The following is a 401-nucleotide window of genomic DNA, read 5'->3' as shown; positions in this document are numbered from 1 at the left end:
TGCCGAGATGCTGTGCGAACGCGACCGCAAAGCCTGTCACGAACAGGCAGTGGCGATAGGTCTCCTGGTGATGGCAGCCGACCGTGGTCAGCCATTCGCGCAGCGAGTTGTGCTTGATCGCCTTGAGGATCTTGTTCACGGCGGCGACGATGTCCTCGAACTTGAGCGGCTCCCCGGCGCGCATCCGCTCGAACATCTTGACCATCACGCCGTGCGCGGCTTCGACGCCGCGGTTGAGCGCCTTGCCGCGATCGGGCTCGTCATAGCCGCGGTCGTCGGGGAATGCGGCGCGGATGCGCTGCAGGATGCCGCGCGCATCGAACGGCCGCGAGATCGTGTCGGTGGCGCCGAGCGCCCAGGCCTGCATCGAGGCGTGATGCAAGGCGTCCGCCAGCACGAAC

At 66.8% G+C, this 401-nt stretch carries 1 protein-coding gene; it reads right to left on the bottom strand.

All coding sequences use genetic code 11. The annotated features are described in order from the left end of the window. The coding region (locus tag C0Z16_RS37195) for a hypothetical protein (RefSeq protein ID WP_208638683.1) at positions 1-401 on the bottom strand (401 nt) is incomplete at both ends.

Origin of the sequence: Paraburkholderia rhynchosiae (genome assembly GCF_002879865.1) — a bacterium.
Classification (GTDB): Bacteria; Pseudomonadota; Gammaproteobacteria; order Burkholderiales; family Burkholderiaceae; genus Paraburkholderia; species Paraburkholderia rhynchosiae.
Note: the sequence above shows the minus strand (reverse complement) of the source record. Positions and strands in the feature narration are given on the sequence as shown.